At 72.1% G+C, this 15,095-nt stretch carries 15 protein-coding genes; 6 read left to right on the plus strand and 9 right to left on the minus strand.

Annotated elements, in window-relative coordinates; genetic code table 11:
• Positions 1-51 precede the first annotated feature (51 nt).
• Entirely contained in the window at positions 52-1,590 is a 1,539-nt protein-coding gene (locus M8C13_RS30620; protein ID WP_252484221.1) for a bis-aminopropyl spermidine synthase family protein, read from the plus strand.
• Here the strand turns inward: M8C13_RS30620 and M8C13_RS30625 are convergent.
• On the minus strand, positions 1,579-4,806 hold the full coding sequence (locus tag M8C13_RS30625; RefSeq protein WP_252484222.1) for an EAL domain-containing protein: 3,228 nt from the start codon (positions 4,804-4,806) through the stop codon (positions 1,579-1,581). The genes M8C13_RS30620 and M8C13_RS30625 overlap by 12 nt on opposite strands.
• Positions 4,807-5,090: 284 nt before the next feature.
• The gene (locus M8C13_RS30630) at positions 5,091-6,272 is read right to left on the minus strand and encodes an NADP-dependent malic enzyme (RefSeq protein ID WP_252484223.1); all 1,182 of its coding nucleotides are present in this window, start codon (positions 6,270-6,272) and stop codon (positions 5,091-5,093) included.
• Between the two features lie 321 nt (positions 6,273-6,593).
• On the opposite strand from M8C13_RS30630, the gene M8C13_RS30635 reads away from it, so the two are divergent.
• Positions 6,594-7,208 carry a dTDP-4-dehydrorhamnose 3,5-epimerase family protein gene (locus M8C13_RS30635; RefSeq protein WP_252484224.1) on the plus strand — a complete coding sequence of 205 codons (615 nt, stop codon included), beginning with the start codon at positions 6,594-6,596 and terminating at the stop codon, positions 7,206-7,208.
• Between the two features lie 133 nt (positions 7,209-7,341).
• Here the strand turns inward: M8C13_RS30635 and M8C13_RS30640 are convergent, their stop codons facing one another.
• Entirely contained in the window at positions 7,342-7,656 is a 315-nt protein-coding gene (locus M8C13_RS30640; RefSeq protein ID WP_252484287.1) for a S26 family signal peptidase, read from the minus strand.
• A gap of 93 nt (positions 7,657-7,749) precedes the next feature.
• On the opposite strand from M8C13_RS30640, the gene sodN reads away from it, so the two are divergent.
• The gene (sodN, locus tag M8C13_RS30645) at positions 7,750-8,157 is read left to right on the plus strand and encodes a superoxide dismutase, Ni (RefSeq protein WP_305884025.1); all 408 of its coding nucleotides are present in this window, start codon (positions 7,750-7,752) and stop codon (positions 8,155-8,157) included.
• Between the two features lie 54 nt (positions 8,158-8,211).
• Here sodN and M8C13_RS30650 read toward each other — a convergent pair whose 3' ends face one another.
• Positions 8,212-8,472, minus strand: coding sequence for a hypothetical protein (locus M8C13_RS30650; RefSeq protein ID WP_252484226.1), 261 nt, complete (start codon positions 8,470-8,472; stop codon positions 8,212-8,214).
• 87 nt (positions 8,473-8,559) lie between these two features.
• Positions 8,560-9,750, minus strand: coding sequence for a helix-turn-helix domain-containing protein (locus M8C13_RS30655; RefSeq protein ID WP_252484227.1), 1,191 nt, complete (start codon positions 9,748-9,750; stop codon positions 8,560-8,562).
• A 173-nt stretch (positions 9,751-9,923) separates the two neighbouring features.
• On the opposite strand from M8C13_RS30655, the gene M8C13_RS30660 reads away from it, so the two are divergent.
• A complete protein-coding gene (locus M8C13_RS30660) occupies positions 9,924-10,520 on the plus strand; it encodes an acid phosphatase (protein WP_252484228.1) in 597 nt (198 codons plus the stop codon).
• A gap of 18 nt (positions 10,521-10,538) precedes the next feature.
• A complete protein-coding gene (locus M8C13_RS30665; protein WP_252484229.1) occupies positions 10,539-11,024 on the plus strand; it encodes a GNAT family N-acetyltransferase in 486 nt (161 codons plus the stop codon).
• Here M8C13_RS30665 and M8C13_RS30670 read toward each other — a convergent pair.
• Genes M8C13_RS30670 through M8C13_RS30680 form a run of 3 tightly spaced genes read right to left on the minus strand, consistent with a single transcriptional unit; the run spans position 11,017 to position 13,201 of the window.
• A complete protein-coding gene (locus M8C13_RS30670) occupies positions 11,017-11,535 on the minus strand; it encodes a DUF664 domain-containing protein (RefSeq protein ID WP_252484230.1) in 519 nt (172 codons plus the stop codon). The two genes, M8C13_RS30665 and M8C13_RS30670, sit on opposite strands and share 8 nt — an antisense overlap.
• Positions 11,510-12,223, minus strand: coding sequence for a tRNA-dependent cyclodipeptide synthase (locus tag M8C13_RS30675; protein ID WP_252484231.1), 714 nt, complete (start codon positions 12,221-12,223; stop codon positions 11,510-11,512). Before M8C13_RS30675 ends, M8C13_RS30670 begins: the two co-directional genes overlap by 26 nt.
• A 54-nt stretch (positions 12,224-12,277) precedes the next feature.
• Entirely contained in the window at positions 12,278-13,201 is a 924-nt protein-coding gene (locus M8C13_RS30680) for a LysR family transcriptional regulator (protein WP_252484232.1), read from the minus strand.
• Positions 13,202-13,273: 72 nt separating this feature from the next.
• Here M8C13_RS30680 and M8C13_RS30685 point away from each other — a divergent pair, with 72 nt between their 5' ends.
• Positions 13,274-14,212, plus strand: coding sequence for an EamA family transporter (locus tag M8C13_RS30685; protein ID WP_252484233.1), 939 nt, complete (start codon positions 13,274-13,276; stop codon positions 14,210-14,212).
• On the opposite strand, the gene M8C13_RS30690 is transcribed toward M8C13_RS30685, so the two are convergent.
• Positions 14,169-14,975 (minus strand): DUF2382 domain-containing protein, encoded by an 807-nt coding sequence (locus M8C13_RS30690; protein ID WP_252484234.1) that lies wholly within the window; start codon positions 14,973-14,975, stop codon positions 14,169-14,171. The two genes, M8C13_RS30685 and M8C13_RS30690, sit on opposite strands and share 44 nt — an antisense overlap.
• Positions 14,976-15,095: the final 120 nt, after the last annotated feature.

Genomic DNA, 15,095 nt, shown 5'->3' on the forward strand with positions numbered 1-15,095 from the left:
GACAACGGCGAGGTCAACACCCAGTGGCCAGCCCTTTACAGTAAACGTCTTGTGACCGTCGACGCGCCGCTGGACCAGCTCGCCGCCCACCTGTCCGCGGCCGGACCGGGCCGCCGCCGGCTACGCGGCGTGCTCGCCCTGCTGGCCGAGGGCTGGCAGCCGCTGGCCGAGTTGATCCGCAGGCCAGCCGCCCCGCGCCGCTCGGTGGAGGAGCTGTTGACCCTGCTCGGCCCCGACCTGGAGAGCAACGGCGACCGGCACCGCATCCAGCCGGCCCGCGCGCAGGCCTACCGCACCGCCTTCGAACTGGCCGAACTGGCGGAACCGGCAGACCCGCTGGCCGATGCTGTGAGCCAGCACACAGGGCTGCTGCCCACCATCCGGTCCGACATCGCGGCCGGCCCGCCGCCGCTGCCCGCGCTGGACCACGTGCCCGCCACCCCGGAGTCGGTGCTGCGCCGCGCGCTGTGGCTGGCCCAGCGCTACGACCTGGCCGAGGCCCGGGTGCTGTGCCTGGGCGACCACGACCTGACCTCACTGGCGCTGTGCGCGGTGCGCCCGGACCTCCAGGTGACCGTGGTGGACCTGGACGAGCGCCTGCTCGCGCACATCGACGGCCTGGCCCGCGCCCGCGGCCACCGGATCCACTGCCTGCACGCCGACCTGCGCTTCGGCTTCCCGCCGGCCGCCACTGGCTGGGCCGACCTGGTCTTCACCGACCCGCCCTACACCCCGGAGGGCATCGGCCTGTTCGCCACCCGCGCGGTGGAGTCGCTGCGCGATCCGGCCACCGGGCGGATCCACATCGCCTACGGCTTCAGCGAGCGCAGCCCCGCGCTGGGCGCCAAGGTGCAGCAGGAGCTGCTGCGGCTGGGCCTGGTGTTCGAGGCGCTGCTGCCGGACTTCGACCGCTACCAGGGCGCCCAGGCGGTGGGCAGCGCGAGCTCGCTCTACGTCTGCCGCCCGACCGCCAAGGCCAAGAAGACCGTTGCCGGGACCGGCATCTACACCCACGGCCCGCAGTCCATCGAGTCCACCGGTGCGGGCCAGCTCGGCCCGGTGCGCGAGCTGGCGGCCAGGGACGGCCTGGAAGTCGTTGTCCGCCAACCGGGTTGGTCCGCCCCGGTGACCGCCCGCGGCGCGGTGGCCGTGGACGCCACCGCCGACCCCGGCCCGTGGGCGCTGCGGCACCTGCTGGCCATCTCCGCGGACCGGGTGCTGCTGCTGGTGGACAACAACCACCCGGACATCACCAGCGAACGCGGCCAGCGCGCCCTGGCGGATCTTGTTGCCAGCAAGTACAAACTGCGCTTCCTGCGCAGCACCCCCGGCCCCAAGTCCGCCGTGATCGTCGCCGACCGGATCACCGAAACCCCTGCCGCGCAACAGGTCCAGCGCGCCCTGCTGGACCGCGCGCACGGCAAGCCGGGCAACATCTGGCGGGAGGCGCTGACCAGGACCGGCCTGACCAAGAACGAGGCCCGCGCCCGGATCGCCGAGCTGACCCCCGGCCTGGACCTGGGCAACCGGCTGATCGACCTGCCCCGCCACCAGCTCGCCGAGCTGCTGGCCGCGGTCTCACATGCTTGAGTCGGCCTTGGGCACGTGCAGCCTGCCCAGCGAGAGCACCGCGCGGAACTCCCTCGGCGGCACCGCCCTGGAGAACAGCCAGCCCTGGTAGGCGTCCACGCCGACGCCGCGCAGGATGTTGAACTGGGTCGCGGTCTCCACGCCCTCGGCCACGCAGCTGCGGCCCATCGCGCGCGCCATGTCCACCACCGCGCGGGCCACCGCGAAGTCCGAGGGGTCCTTGCCGACCCCGGAGACGAACCTGCGGTCCACCTTGATGATCTGCGCGGGCAGGTCCTTAAGCCGGGCCAGCGAGGAGTAGCCGGTGCCGAAGTCGTCCACCGCGAAGCGCACCCCGCGCTCGACCAGCTCGGCCATCACCGCGCGGGTCTTGGACGGCAGGTCCACCAGGCTGGTCTCCACCAGCTCCAGGATCACCCGGTCCCACTCGATGCCGCTCTCCGCGACCGCGGTGGCCACGATGTCCACGAAGTCCTGGTCACCGGGCAGCAACCCGGCCAGGTTGACCGCGACGCCGGGCGCCTTGGCGCCGTTGGCCGAGGGCCAGTTCGCCGCCTCCTTCAGCGCCGCGCGCAGCACCCAGCGGTCCAGCTCGCGCAGCAGGTCGCCCTGTTCGGCCACCGGCAGGAAGACATCCGGCGCGAGCAGGCCCCGGTCCGGGTGCGGCCAGCGGACCAGCGCCTCGGCGGTGATCACCAGGCCGCTGGAGTCGACCACCGGCTGGAAGTGCAGGGCCAGGCCGTCGCGGGCCAGCGCGTCGCGCAGCTGGCCCTCCAGGTGCACCTGCCAGTCCGCGGAGGCCATCAGCGCGGCACTGGCCAGTGAGACCCGGCCCGCGCCGCGCCGCTTGGCCTCGAACATGGCCGCGTCGGCGAAGCGCAGCAGGTCATCGCCAGTGGCGCGGGAGCCGTTGGGCACCGCGGCGCCGATCGAGGCGGAGATCCGGACCAGCTGGCCGTGCACCGGCACCACCGTGCGCAGCAGGCTGGAGACCTTGGTGGCCAGCGCGTCCACCCCGCCGACCTCGTCGATGTTCTCGCAGATGATCACGTACTCGTCGCCGGAGAGCCTGGCCGCGGTGCAGCCCTTGGGCAGCCCGCCCTCCAGCCGCCTGGCCAGCACCACCAGCAGCTCGTCGCCCGCGTCGTGGCCGAGGGAGTCGTTGACCCGCTTGAAGTTGTCGATGTCGCAGAACAGCACCGCCACCCCGTGCGGGTGGTCGCCGTGCAGCAGCCCGGCCAGCAGCTCCTTGACCGCGGCCCGGTTCGGCAGGCCGGTCAGGTCGTCGTGGGTGGCCTGGTGCTTGAGCGCCTCGGCGGTGCGGCGGCGCTCGGTGATGTCCTGGAAGACCACCAGGGAGAACCGGCGGCCGTCGTCCTGCACGGACAGCGCCACGTGCAGCTCGCAGTAGACCGGCTCGTTGTCCGAGCGCAGCAGCACCCGCTGCGGGATCTTGAGGTTCTTCTGGTCCTCGGCGGCCATCATGGCGCCGATGGAGAGCTGGTCGGAGGGCTCGTCGGGGTGGGTGAGCTGCTCGGCGGTCATCCCGCGCAGCTGCTCGAGGTCGAAGCCGAGCAGCTCGCACAGCGCGTCGTTGGCGTCGACCAGCCGCTCGCTGTCGTCGAAGATGCCGATGCCCACCGGGGTGACCGAGACCAGGTCGGCGAAGCGCTGGCTGGAGCGCTGCATCCGGGTCTCCACCACCCGCTGCTCGGTGATGTCCTGCGCGGTGCCGACCATCACCGTGCCGCCGTCGGGCGCGGCCACCGCGGCGCCGTGGCAGCGGAACACCCGCACCGCGCCGTCGCCGCGGACCAGCCGGTGCTCGCACTCCACCGGCTGCTCGTCGACGGCCAGCTGCTGCCACAGCTCGTCCACCCACTGCCGGTCCTCGGGGTGCACCAGGTTCAGGTAGTCCTGGTAGGTGGTGCGCTGGCCGGGCGGCATCCCGTAGAGCTCGAAGAGCATCTCCGACCAGGAGGTCTCGCCGGTGGCCGGGTACCACTCCCAGGTGCCCAGCCGGGACACCCGCTGCGCGTCGTCCAGCCTGCGCCGGTCGCGCAGCAGCTGGCGTTCCAGCGCGCGCTGCTCGGTCACGTTCTGCACGGTTGCCTGCAACCGGGCCACCTTACGGTCCTCGCCGTGCTCGGCGCGCACCCGCAGCATGTAGACCTTGTCGCCCAGCTCGCCGCGGAACTCGGTCTCCGCGGTCTCGCCGTGCTCGGCCACCAGCAGCCGGTCCCGCAGCTCGGCCAGCGCCTTGAGGTCGCCGGGGTGCACACCGGAGAGGATGTCGTTGTCCGGCACCGAGCCGACCTCGTCGAAGAGCTCGATCAGCGCCTCGCTGCGGTAGATCGTGCCCGCGGCCACCTCGTAGGTCCAGCTGCCCATGCGCGCGATCCGCTGCGCCTCCAGCAGCCGCACCCGCTCCTTGGCCAGCTCGTTCTCCACCCGCCAGGCCTCGGTGATGTCCCGGATGTAGCCGGTGATGCGGACCAGCTCGCCGCGCGCGTCGCAGTGCGACTTGGCCTCGCCGCGGATGCGCCGGATCTCGCCGTCCGGGCGGATCACCCGGTACTCGATGTCGATGGCGTCGCCGGAGTTCTTGTGGTCGCTCCAGTACGCGGCGACCAGGTCCCGGTCCTCGGGGTGGGCCACGTCCAGCACGGCCTGCGCGCCGGGGGTGACCTGGCCGGGGGTGAGGCCGAGGATGTCGTAGTGGTTGGCCGACCAGACGGTCTCGCCGGTGGCCGGGTCGAACTCCCAGGAGGCGATGCCTGCGACCCGCTGCACGTCGTTGAGCCGCCGCTCCTCCTCGCGCAGCGCCTGCGCGGCGGTGGCCAGGTCGGAGATGTCGACCAGCAGCACGATCTGCCGGTTGCGGCCGGGCGCGGGCAGCCGGACCACCCGCACCGGCACCTCGCCGCCGTCGGGGCGGCACAGCCTGATGTCCGGGTCGGCGCCGATGAGCAGCGCGCCCAGCTCCTGGCCGACCAGCTCGTCCACGGTGGCCCCGGCCAGCTCGGCGGCGGCCTTGTTCACCCTGACCACGTAGGTGTTGGCGTCGCAGAGCAGCGCGGCGGCGTCCGGGAAAGCGATCTCCAGGGACTCCGCCGAGGTGGCGTCGGCCGCGCCGTTGTCCGGGCATGGCTGAGCAGAGCCCGCGGGTTCGAGCACGTGCGGCCCTCGCCCCGTCCGCTGGACCTGCTCGGTCACCATGTCCGCCCTTCCGCATCGACCGCCGCGGCGCAGGGTGGCCCGGCCCACGGCTGTCTCAGCAGTGCACCCGAGTCGACGTGGTCACGCCAACCCCCACCCGGATGCCTACCTGAACGAGTGAAGGTAGTAGGTGGGACCCGGTAGGCCCACCCCCCAGAGTTGGCAATTCAGTGGCAACTTGACCACTGCCCCAGCCTGGGAGAACCACCTTCACTCGGTCAGTGTTGGCGCTGAGTAGCCGGAACGCTCGGTAACCCGGTGAACCTTGTGCCCCGACCCTTTCAGGCTACCCCGTCCTTGCGGGCCGCCTCAGCCACCGCGGCGGCGACTTCGAGCGGAACTCGCGGGTCAAGGGCGCTGGGCACGATCGCGTCCACGGACAGGTCCTCGGCGGCGACCTGGAAGATGGCCTCGGCCGCGGCCAGCTTCATGTTCTCGGTGATCCGCCGGGCGCCGCAGTCCAGCGCGCCGCGGAACACGCCGGGGAAGGCGAGCACGTTGTTGATCTGGTTCGGGAAGTCGCTGCGGCCGGTGGCCACCACCGCGGCGTGCCGGGCGGCCAGCTCGGGGTGGATCTCCGGGTCCGGGTTGGACAGCGCGAAGACGATGGAGTCCGCGGCCATCAGCTGGATCTGCTCCAGCGCGACCTGGGCGGAGGACAGGCCGATGAAGACGTCCGCGCCCTTGAGCGCGTCCTCCAGCGAGCCGGTCAGCCCGCGCGGGTTGGTGATCCCGGCCAGCTCGGCCTTGACCGGGTTGAGGCCGTCGCGGCCCACGCTGATGATGCCGCGGGAGTCGAGCACCACCACGTCCTCGACCCCGGCGGCGCGCAGGATCTTCGCGCAGGCCACCCCGGCCGCGCCGGCGCCGGAGATGACCACCTTGAGCGGGGCCAGCTCGCGGTTGAGCGCCGCCGCGGCGCCGCGCAGCGCGGCCAGCACGATGATCGCGGTGCCGTGCTGGTCGTCGTGCATGACCGGGCAGTCCAGGGCCTCGATCAGCCGGGCCTCCAGCTCGAAGCAGCGCGGTGCGGCCACGTCCTCCAGGTTGACCGCGCCGAAGGACGGGCGCAGCCGGACCAGGGTCTCGACGATCTCGTCCACATCGGTGGTGTCCAGCACCAGCGGGATCGAGTCCAGCCCGCCGAAGGTCTTGAACAGCGCGGACTTGCCCTCCATCACCGGCAGCGAGGCGCGCGGGCCGATGTCGCCGAGGCCGAGCACCGCGGTGCCGTCGCTGACCACGGCCACCAGGCGGTGGGTCCAGGTGTAGCGGGCGGCGAGGCTCGGGTCGGCCGCGATGGCCTTGCTGACCCTGGCCACCCCCGGCGTGTAGGCGATGGACAGCGCACGGGAGTCGGCGAGTGAGGCGGTCGGGGCGATCGCGAGCTTGCCGGCCTCGTGCGCGGCGAAGATCTCCTCATCGGTGAGCTGACCGGTGGCCTGGTCGTCCACGGTTGTCACAGCGTCCCTCCTGGAGGGGGCGAGAGTTGTGGGCGTGCCCGAATGGGCACGTGACGCGGCTCGCCTGGCGCTGTCGAGCCGTGGCGATTCGCGGGATCAACGGGTCGACCACTGGACTGCGGGGTGGAGTCCGGTGATCAACACACGCTGCGGTGCGGACAGTGTGGCACCACTGGCTGATCGTGTCTGCGGTGGGGATCACAGTGACCTTTTTCCTTCCGGTGCAGGTCAGGGCCTGTTTTACAAAACGTCCGTCCGGCTTGTTGGCGGCAAAGACGGTCCTCCGCAGGTCGCGGGACTCAAGCCGTAGGCTCAAGCACCATGCAGGTGCGGAAAACAACGATCCCCGACGCTTACGAATTCACTCCGAAAGTTTTTCCGGATGACCGCGGCCTTCTGGTAGTTCCCTTCCAGGCCGACCTGGTCGCCGAGACCGTGGGCTACCCGCTCCGCCTGGCGCAGTCCAACCACTCGGTGTCCCGCCGTGGCGTCATCCGGGGGGTGCACTTCGCCGACACCCCGCCGGGGCAGGCCAAGTACGTCTACTGCGCCAACGGCAGCCTGCTCGACGTCATCATCGACATACGGCTGGGCTCGCCGACCTTCGGCAAGTGGGAGGCGGTCCGCCTGGCCGCGGACTCCTACAACGCGCTCTACATCTCCGAGGGCCTCGGCCACGCGTTCCTCGCCCTTGAGGACAACACGGTGATGAACTACCTGTGCTCCACCCCGTACACCCCCGCGCGCGAGCGCGCGATCAACCCGATGGACCCGGCGCTGGGCCTGCCCTGGGCGGAGCACCTGGACGGGGCCGAGCCGATCCTCTCGGTCAAGGACACCGACGCGCCCGGCCTGGCCGAGGCGGAGGCGGCAGGCCTGCTGCCGAAGTACCAGGCCTGCCTGGACCACTACGCCAGCCAGCGCGCCAACGCCTGAGCACGTCCCTCCCCCTGATCCCCACCCGCCAGGTCGGCCAGCGCGGCCCCGGCCTGGCGGGCCACGTCAGCCCCGCTGACGCCCCGCCCGCGCCACCCCCAGCCCCGCCGCCGCGCCCGGCCCCGCTGCCCCGTCAGCCCTTCCGGCGCAGCCGCCCCGGCCGCGGCCACAGCCGCCACCGCACCACCCCGAGCACCTCAGCCGGCCCGAGCAGCGCCGAGTCCGTCGAGCCGAAGGTGTTGTCCCCCAGCACCCACCACCCGCCCTCGACCGCCCGCACCGCCCGCTTCACCGACAGCTGCCCCGGCCGCACCGCCCAGCGCACCAGCACCACCTCGCCCGGCCGCGGCGCGGCGCCGAAGCGGCACAGCACGGTGTCGCCGTCGGCGAGCGCCGGAGCCATCGACGGCCCGCGCACCAGCAGCCTGCGCACCGGCAGAAGCCGCATGGTCACAACGATCACCTCCGCCTGCCGGTCCGGAGCGTCCGGAGTAGGGTCACCCGCGTCGGAGCATCCATTGTTCAGGAGGAAATGATGCGACTGCTGTCGCGGATCCTCGCCCCGCGTCTGGAGGTCAGCGCGCACTGCGACCTCCCGTGCGGCGTGTACGACCCAGCCCAGGCGCGGATCGAGGCCGAGTCGGTCAAGGCGATCCAGGAGAAGTTCCAGTCCAACGAGGACCCGGAGTTCCGCCAGCGCGCGATCGAGATCAAGGAACAGCGCTGCGAGCTCGTCAAGCACCACCTGTGGGTGCTGTGGACGGACTACTTCAAGCCACCGCACTTCGAGAAGTACCCGGAACTGCACGAACTGTTCAACAAGGCCACCAAGGCCGCGGGCGCCGGCGGCGCCAAGGGGTCCACCGACCCGAAGACCGGAGCCGAGCTGCTCGACTACATCGAGCAGATCTCGACCATCTTCTGGGAGACCAAGAAGGCCGCTGCCTGATCCAGTGCTGACAACGCCCCGGTCACCCGTTCGGTGACCGGGGCGTTGTGCTGTTCAGGGGTGCTCGGCGGACTCGCTGTCGTCCTCCGGCCCCCGCTCGTCGAGGTGCAGCCTGAACAGGCGCGCGAGATTGGTCAGCTGGCTGACCAAGAGCAGTTCCTGATGTTCGGTGAGCGTGACCAGGATCGGGTCCCGTACCCGGGTGCTCCGGCTGAGCTGGCGACGATTGATCTCGCGAGCCTTCTCCGCGATGTCATCCAGGCCCATGAGAATCGCGGCGACGACGTCGGTCGTGCCGTTGGCGCGCGTGCCCACGTGGTCCTCCTCCCCGGTAGTGGGCAGAAGGCTAAGGATGATCAAGGACTGCCTGTTGTCACCATGACAAAGTCGCCCGATCGGGGGTCAGACCGACAGACCGGCCCGGTATGCCATCCCGCGGAGCTCCCGGCCTGCCGCGTTCCGCTTGGCCTTGGCGACCAACTCAGCCAGCAACGACCGCGTGAACGGATGCCGGTACACCCGGGCGGGAGAGATCAGCTCCGCGTTCCGGATGGCGACCACCGCGTCGTCGAGCCGCTTCGGCAGGCGGGCGAGCGCTCTGCCATAGTCCCGCCAGTAAGCCGCCTGCCTGGTCCGCGAGGGCAGCGTGGTGGGGTCGATCGCCTCCGCGATCCTGGCGGCCTCGGCGTGCTCTCCGGACTCCAGCGCGACCGCCATGCGCCACACCCCGACGTTGCCAGGGCCGAAGCCGAACCACAGCGCGTTGCCCTCACCGGTGCGCTCCGCGAGTTCCGCCGCGTGCGCCAGCGCGGCGGACCGTCCGGCCTGATCACCGGCGGCCGCTGAGACCAGGGAGCTGGTCAAGGACAACATGCCGGAGACCTGCGACTCGACCGAACCGGCCGTACCGACTTCCGGCGCCGACAGCACTCGCGCGGCCAGGTCGAAGGCGCCCGCGCCGAGCAGGCCGAACGCGGTCCCGAACGCGCTCAGCGCGAGCGAGAGCGGTTCGTCGAGCCGTTCCGCGGCCTGGCGCGCGAGGGTCGCGGCCTGCCAGCCGAGATCGAGTGGAGCACCGATGTCCATCAGCCACGCCTGGGTTCCCTGGACGTGCAGCAGGGTGAGCAGACGCAGCAACCGGCCTTCGTCCCGGCCGGTGGCCACCGTGGCGTGCAGATCCCGGATGAGGTCCGGAAGTACCTCGCCGACCCGGTCGTACCGGCAGTCCCGCTGAGCGGTCAGGACTTCGTCAACTCGCGCGGCGAGCTCCTCCGGCGAACACGTCGCGCCGCCAGGCTCGTGCACGTTCACCGCGAGCAGGGCCAGCCGCACCTCGCTGAGGAAACGATCCTCGGCGAGATCACCGGCGGAATGGGCGACCGGGGCCAGGGTCAGGTCAGCCGGCGCGACCTCCAGCGCCTCGGCCAGCCGGACGATCAAGGAACGCCGGTCGAGGGCGCGCTCACCGCTCTCCAGCCGTGACAGGTGGGCAGCCGAGATACCCGCTCGGCCGGCGATCACCGCCAGGGTCTTCCCTCGGAGGTGCCGGATCTGCCGCAACCTGCGGCCGATTTCCGAGTGCTCAGCAGTCACCGGGGCCACCTGACTCGCCTCTCGACGACGGGGACCTGTCCAGGTTAGCCGTGCTTCGGGCCGGTGACACCTGCCGACGATGACGCCGGAATGCGCGTGCGACGGGCGGAGTTGATGCCGACGGCAGGAGAATCCACGATGGGACCAGCCCCGAGCAGAAGGCAGCGGCACGCATGACCCATGACGAGCACCGGGAACCCACCGTCTACCTGCTCCGGCACGGCGAGACCGAGTGGTCCCGCTCCGGTCAGCACACCGGCCGCACCGACATCCCGCTCACCGAGGACGGCCGCGCCCAGGCCGAGGCGGCCGGCCGGACCCTGGCCGCCCTCGGCGTCAAGGGCCGGGTGCTGACCAGTCCGCGGGGTCGGGCCCGGGTGACCGCCGAGCTGGCCGGGCTGCGGGTGGACGAGGTCACCGAGGACCTGGGCGAGTGGGACTACGGCGACTACGAGGGCCGGAGCACCCCGCAGATCAGGGAGACCGTGCCGGGCTGGACGGTCTGGACCCACCCGGTGCCCGGCGGCGAGTCCGCCGAGCAGGTGGGCGCGCGGGCCGACCGGCTGCTGGAGCGGGTGCGCGAGCTGTTGCCGGAGACCGACGTGGTGCTGGTCGGGCACGGGCACTTCAGCCGGGTGCTGGTGGCCCGCTGGCTGGACCTGCCCGCCACCGCGGGGGTCCGGTTCGGGTTGGGCACGGCGGGGATCGCTGTGCTGGGATTCGAGCGTGGTGTGCCGCAGCTCGTGCGGCTGAACCTGCCGACCACCTGAGCGCTGGGGAGGAAATCCGTGACCGACGACCGCATTCGCCGGATCCGGCCGTCCGATGTGGACGCCGTCATCGGACTGATCGAGGGCCTGGCCGAGTACGAGCGCGCCCCGGAGTCCTGCACCATCACCGCCGAGCAGCTGCACACGGCGCTGTTCGGGGACAACCCCGCCCTGTTCGCGCACGTGGCCGAGGCCGACGGCGTGGTGGTCGGCTGCGCGCTGTGGTTCCTGAACTTCTCCACCTGGGAGGGCAGGCACGGCATCTACCTGGAGGACCTGTTCGTGCTGCCCGAGCACCGCGGCTCCGGCCTGGGCAAGGCGCTGCTGACCGAGCTGGCCAGGGAGTGCGTGCGGCGCGGGTACGGCCGGTTCGAGTGGTCCGTGCTGGACTGGAACACCCCGGCCATCGACTTCTACAAGTCCCTCGGCGCGGTGGCCATGGACGAGTGGACGGTCTACCGGCTGGACGGCGAAGCGCTGGCCGCGGCGGGCAAGCTCACGTGATCAGCGGGTCCCCGGCGGCGGCGACCAGCTCGTAGGCGGTCGCCCCGTCCAGGGACTCGCGCAGCAGGTCGGCGTGACCGGCGTGCCGGGCGAACTCGGCGACCAGGTGGAACAGCACCCAGCGGGCGGTGCGGGTCTTGCCCTTGACCATCGGGTGGTTCAGCAGGTCCAGGTCCACCTCGCGGTCCAGGTCCAGCCCCGGCACCAGCGCCTCGGTGGCGGCGGCGACCTCGGCCAGCTCGGCCAGTGCCTGCGGCAGGGTCTCGCCGGGGTCCAACGCGTGGACTGGGCGGCTGTCGGCCGGGCGGCCCTGGAGCAGTTTGGTCCAGTTCCGCTCCACGCTGACCGCGTGCTTGACCAGCCCGGCCAGGGTCAGCTCGCTGGTCAGCGGGCGGCTGGCGGCGGTCTCCTCGCTCAGGTTGAGCACCGAGCGGCGCAGTGCGGCGCGTTGTTCGGCCAGGAAGGCCAGCAGCGCGTCCCGTTCGTCAGCGACCTCGCGAACCATTGCCATGGACGTGGATCCTGCCAGGGATCTCCGCCCGCCGGGCCGCGATGGTGCGCAGGGTCAGCGAGTCCTGGCCGGGGCGCGGGCACAGCTCGGGCGGGGCGGCGGCGAGCACCTCGGCCAGCTCCAGCGGCCGGGGCTGGCAGCGGGTGGACTCGGGCACGCCGAGGATGCCGGCGCCGTCGAGGGCCAGCGGCAGCTCGGCCAGCAGCGAGTGCGCCGCGACCTGCACCTGCCCGCGGGTGCACAGCGCGCCGGGCACCCGGTCGGCCAGCATGGTCGCGGTGGCCCGCAGGCAGGCCGCGCGGAACGCCGGGTTGCTCTCGTAGGTCTGCCTGACCTGCTCGAACAGCAGGCGGTAGCGGTAGCGGGCGGCCAGCTCGGTCCAGGGCACCACCAGCGAGCCGGGCAGCGCCAGCGCGGCCAGCGCGCGCCGGGCCCTGGTCTGCAGGCGCTTGCCCTCGCTGCGCGCCTTGTGCAGGGCGCGGTGGGTCTTGTAGCCGACCGCGCGGTAGGTGTGCACGGCAGGCAGGTCGACCACCACCACGTGCAGCGCGGTGAAGTTGGCGGCCGCCCAGCTCGCGTAGCCGAGCAGCTCCTCGTCGACCTGGTCGAAGGGGCCAAGGCCGAGCAGCGCGTGCGCGGCCCGGCCGACGGACGTGCGCGGTCGCGGGATCTGACCGGGTGGCGTCACGACATCGATTGGAGCACGACACGCGCGGGTGCTCCCAGTCCCTTCATTGAGTGATCAACCCTTTGGCGCATCGGCGGTGTCCCGATCGGCCCAGTGCGCGCGCAGCGCGGCCACCGTCGCCGCGATCGCCGGCCGCCGGGTGGCCTGCTGCCGCCACACCGCGAACAGCCGCCTGGTCGGCGTCGGGACCAGCGGCCGGACCACCACGCCCTCGGGCACCGGCCCCCGTCCGAGCCGGGGCAGCAGGCACACGCCGAGCCCGCGCGCGGCCAGCGCCAGCTGCGACTGGTACTCGGTGACCTGGTGCGCGAGCACCGGTTCCACCCCGCCGCCGCGCAGGGTGCGGATCAGCCAGTCGTGGCAGATCGACCCCGGCGGCTGGCAGATCCAGCGCGCGCCGATGAGCTCCAGCGGGCTCAGCTCGGTCCGGGTGGCCAGCGGATGGTCCTGGTGCAGCAGCACGTCGGCCACGTCCACCCCGACGTCGGTGCGGGCCAGCCCCTCCGGCATGGCCAGCGGGGTGTTCTCCCAGTCGTGCACCACGGCCAGGTCCAGCTCGCCGCGGGCCACCAGGTCCACCGCCAGGTGCGGGTCCAGCTCGGTCAGCCGCACGTCCAGCTCCGGGTAAGCCCGCGCCAGCTCGGCCAGCGGGCCGGGCATCAGCCCGCGGACGGCGGTGGCGAAGGTGGCCACGCTGAGCCGCCCGATCGGCGTGCCGCGCTGCTCCTCCAGCCGCACCTCGGCCTGTTCGACCAGGGCCAGCACCTGCTTGGCGGTGCCTGCCAGGTCCTCGGCGGCGTCGGTGAGCGCGATGCCGCGGCCGCGGCGTTCCAGCAGCACGGTGCCGGTCTCGCGTTCCAGCTTGGCCAGCTGCTGGGACACCGCGGAGGGGGTGTAGCCGAGGGCGGCGGCGGCCGCGTTGACCGAGCCGTGCACCGCGACGGCGTGCAGGGCGCGGAGTCTGCCGAGATCGAGCATGAAGCAATACTAAACAGATCCGCGTAGTGGATTTCGCTGGTGCTTAACTCTCAGCCGGGTGAGGCTGGTGCCGTGAAACCCGCGCACCTCGCCCTCGCCGTACTCGTCGCCCTGATCTGGGGCCTCAACTTCGTGGTCATCCAGATCGGCCTGGCCGAGGTACCCCCGTTCCTGTTCTCCGCCCTGCGCTTCGCCGCCGCGGCGCTGCCCGCGCTGTTCTTCGTCGGCTCGCCGCGGGTGGCCTGGCGCTGGGTGCTGCTGATGGGCCTGACCCTGGGCGTGGTCAAGTTCGGCCTGCTCTTCGGCGGCATGTACGCCGGTGCGCCTGCCGGGCTGTCCTCGCTGGTGCTGCAGAGCCAGGTGCTGTTCACCGTGCTGTTCGCCACCCTGCTGCTCAAGGAGCGGCCCACCCCGCTGCGGCTGGCCGGCACCGGGATCGCGCTGGCCGGCATGGTGCTGGTGGTCGTGGACTACGGCGCGGACAGCCCGGTGGGCGCGCTGCTCATGGTGGTGGGCGCGGCCGCGGTGTGGAGCCTGACCAACATCATCACCCGGTACGCCGCCCCGCCGGACATGCTGCGGTTCATGGTGTGGGTCAGCGCGGTGCCGATCCTGCCGCTGCTCGCCCTCTCCGCCGCCTTCGAAGGCGTGGACAGCGGGCTGAACGCGTTGGCGCACCTGGACTTCGCCGGCATCGGCGCGGTGCTCTACGTGGGCTGGGCGGCCACCCTGGCCGGATTCGGCATCTGGGGCTTCCTGCTGCGGGTCTACCCGGCCACCGCGGTGGCGCCGTTCTCCCTGCTGGTGCCGGTGTTCGGCATGTCCTCGGCCGCGCTGCTGCTGGGCGAGGCGCTGACCCCGCTGCGGCTGGCCGCCGCCGCGCTGGTCATCCTCGGCGTGGCGCTGGCCTCCGGCGTGGTCAAGGCCGGGGCGCGGCGACCAGCGTCGCACCCCGGCCCAGCCCGGCTCAGCGCTTGCGATCCCGCCGATCCCGCGCTTGTTCCTCGGTGACCTCGATCTGCTCCTTGCGCACCTGGCCGGAGACGGTTTCCTCCTCGGTGACCGTCTCCTTGGCCAGCCGCACCCGCTCCACCGGCACCGCCTCGGTCCGCACCACCGGCCGCTCGGCGTGCAGCGTGACCTCGTGCTCGGCCTCGCTGATCTCCGCGCCGGACATGGCCTGGTCGCGGTTGGCCTCGGTGATCGGCTCCCGCTCGATCCTGACCTCCTCGTGCCGCACCGGCACGGTGACCTGCTGCTCCTCGGTCACCACGTACTTGCGCAGCCGCACCCGGCCGGTCTCCGTGGTCTCCGCGCCGACCTTGAGCCGCTCCTCGGAGCGGGTCATCGCGTCATCCCGCCCGTCCGCGGCATGCCGGTCGTGCGCCGTCCGGTCGTGCGCGGACGCGGGCGTCCGAGACCGGCCGGCCTGGGTGTCCTGGCGCGGGCCGGGCACCGCCGGGTAGCGCATGCCGTAGTAGTCGTAGAGCTGCATCTCGTCCTCGCTGGACAACCGGCCCGCGGCGTCCATCCGGGGTGCGTCGCTGACCTGCTCCTTGGTCACCGCGACCCGCAGCGTGTCACCTTCCATGCTGGCCTGGTCGAGCGGAACGAAGCTCTCCTTCAGACCGAACAGGCCGGTGCGCACGGTCGCCCACGCAGGCCGCCCGGTGCCCTCCTCCAGGTAGACCTGGCCGACCTTGCCGATCTTGGCGCCGTTCCGGTCGCAGACCTCGTCGCCGAACAACTGCGGCACCATCTGCTCGCTGATCATCGCTTCCGTCCTCCCGATCTCCATTCGCGTCACGCTCGGACGGAGCACGAACTGCCCGCGAGGAACCTGGGCAACCGGGAAAACGGGGCAGACCACCGGGCCGGGTTACCGCAGGGGCAC

Source organism: Crossiella sp. SN42 (genome assembly GCF_023897065.1).
Lineage (GTDB): Bacteria > Actinomycetota > Actinomycetes > Mycobacteriales > Pseudonocardiaceae > Crossiella.